General features: G+C 69.2%; 2 protein-coding genes. One reads left to right on the forward strand and one right to left on the reverse strand.

Going from position 1 to position 2,474, the window contains the following annotated elements:
• Positions 1-1,634 (reverse strand): AfsR/SARP family transcriptional regulator (locus ELR45_RS07200; protein ID WP_165367560.1); only part of this gene is annotated, 1,634 nt, incomplete at its 3' end.
• A gap of 281 nt (positions 1,635-1,915) precedes the next feature.
• On the opposite strand from ELR45_RS07200, the gene ELR45_RS07205 reads away from it, so the two are divergent.
• Positions 1,916-2,434 (forward strand): NADPH-dependent FMN reductase, encoded by a 519-nt coding sequence (locus tag ELR45_RS07205; RefSeq protein ID WP_165367561.1) that lies wholly within the window; start codon positions 1,916-1,918, stop codon positions 2,432-2,434.
• Positions 2,435-2,474 lie beyond the last annotated feature (40 nt).

A 2,474-nucleotide genomic window follows, 5' to 3' on the forward strand; every position in this document is an offset into this window, starting at 1 on the left:
AGCGTTCGATGCTGGGCCTGCGCACGCGGCTGACCGGTGCCGAGCAGACGGAACCGGTCTTCGAGCCGGGCAGCCAGCTCGTGTACCCCCAGCGCACGCACCCGGGTAGCGGCCAGCTCCAGCGCAAGCGGAAGCCCGTCGAGGCGGCGGCAGATGTGTTCGACGACCCCGGCGTTCGAGTCGTCCAGGGTGAAACCGGGGGCCGCAGCCGCGGCGCGTGCCACGAACAACTGGACGGCGCTTGAAGTCTGCAGGGCGGGCAGGCCACCGCTCCCATCTGGAAGCGTCAGTGGCGGCACCGCCCACAGCCGCTCACCGGCCACGTTGAGCGAGCGCTGACTGGTGACCATGATGCGCAGCCCCGGAGCCGCCCGCAACAACGACGTGGTCAGCGCCGCCACCGCATCCGCCACGTGTTCGCAGTTGTCCAGCACTATGAGCATCTGCTTGGTCTTCAGCACGGCAACAAGCCGGCCGACGACGGCCTGTGGATCGTCTGCGGGTCTCTGGACCGTGGCGATCGATTCGTCGTGAACATTCAGCGTGGCGGCCACCAGCTCAGCCACTGCGGCGAGTCCTGGTACGGGTTCGGTTGGTCCCGCGGGCCCGGCCTGACCAGCCGGCGCGCCTAGGCCAGACTGCTGGGCGATCCCGGCAAGTTCCACCAGCCACACCCCGTCGGGGAAAGACCCGCGCACGTGGTGCGCCGCTTCGATCGCCAAGCTGGTCTTACCGATCCCGCCCGGGCCGGTCAGGGTAACCAGGCGATCCGAATCCAGGAGCTTCTTGACCTCGTCCACGGCGTCGTCGCGGCCGATCAGGCTGGTCAGCACCGCTGGCAGGTTGCCCTGCACCGTGCTCACCGGCGGCTCGGACTGAGGCGCGGCAAGCTGCGGGTCCTGCCGGAGGATGGCCTCGTACAGGGAGCTGAGCGCAGGACTCGGATCAACACCGAGCTCGTCGGCGAGCTCCTCCCGGACCCTGCGGTAGCTGTCCAACGCCTCACTCTGGCGACCGGCGCCGTAGAGCGCCCGTAACTGCGCAGCACGGAGCCGTTCCCGGAGCGGATGCCGGGACACCAACTCGCTGAGCTCGTCGGCCAGCAGCGTGTGCTCGCCCAGCTCGAGCCTCGCCTCCGCCTGCTCTTCGATGGCGGTGAGACGTTGCTCGTCGAGGCGGACGATCTCTGGCCGAGCGAACTCTTCGTCGCGGAAGTCGACGAGAGCGGGACCCCGCCACAGCGCCAGCGCATCCGCGAGCAGGCTCGCCCTGGCCTGTGGATCACTGGCGGCACGAGCTTGCGCCACGAGCGCCTGGAACCGGCCCGTGTCGACGTCTTCGGGACCGATCTGCAGGACGTAGCCCGGCGCCCGGGAGGCGACGACGGAACGTCCGCCCGGTTCGGCGTCATCCAGGACGCGCCTGAGCTGCGAAATCCTGGTCTGCAACGCACCGTTGGGGTTGGCCGGCAGGCCGGAGCCCCACATGTCGTCGATCAACTGGTCCGCCGGCACCACACGCCCGTTGCTGATCAGCAGATGCGCCAGCAGAATGCGGACCTTCACCTCCGGCACGCGGACCAGGCGACCTTGCGCCGTCCACACCGACAGTGGTCCCAACACCCCGAAACGCATGCTGCTCACACTAGAGCGCCCGGCACGTGCGCAGACGCCGGGCTCGCGGGGCTGGGCATCAGAACCAGGCGAGGCACGTGTGCGCTACCCGTATCGGCGCGGCTGCAGTCAAGCTGGAGCCGGGCCGCAGTGAATCCGAAGTGCCGCCGCGCACAGTGAACCTCGTCAGCCGGAAGCCGAACACAGCGCACCGCGCCACACGGCGACTGGACAACACAGATGCGTGTCCGACCAGGAAGGAGGAAACGGCGATGACTCACCGGGTCACAAGAATCTCGGTCATGACCAGCGGTACAGCAGACCTCGTCGTCGGGGACTGGCTCGCTCGGCGCGCCGGCCGGCTCCGTGCGGTCGATGTGGACTTCATCGATCTCGAAGCCGCACGTCTGCCGGATCACGGGATGGCCGCATGGCCGGCCGAAGGAGCGCAGCCGTCGGCAGTGCACGATCTCGCGCCATGGCTCACCGACGCGGACGGGTTCGTCGTCGTCCTGCCGGGCAGTACTCACGGTGTCCCTCGCCCGGTGCGCAATGCGCTGGACTGGTGTACGTCGGCCTGGGCGGGCAAGCCGGTGGCGCTCGTCCGGCACGGTCACGCCGCCCATGACGCCTTGGCCGCGCACGAGGTCCGCTCGGCGTTCCGCGACAGGGAAGCCTCCGTGGTCGGTGCCGTGAACGTCTGTGGTCCGCAGGCGGAATGTGCCGAACACCGGCTCGCCGACCAGGACATCTCGGCGGACCGGCTACTCGGCGATGTCGTCGCCGGCGCCCGGCGAACCGTTGCCGCGTCGGTGCTGTAGCCCCGGCCCCTCGCTCTGATCTCTTCATGCGCGTCGTCGT

Source organism: Phytoactinopolyspora endophytica (genome assembly GCF_004138495.1).
Taxonomy (GTDB): Bacteria; Actinomycetota; Actinomycetes; order Jiangellales; family Jiangellaceae; genus Phytoactinopolyspora; species Phytoactinopolyspora endophytica.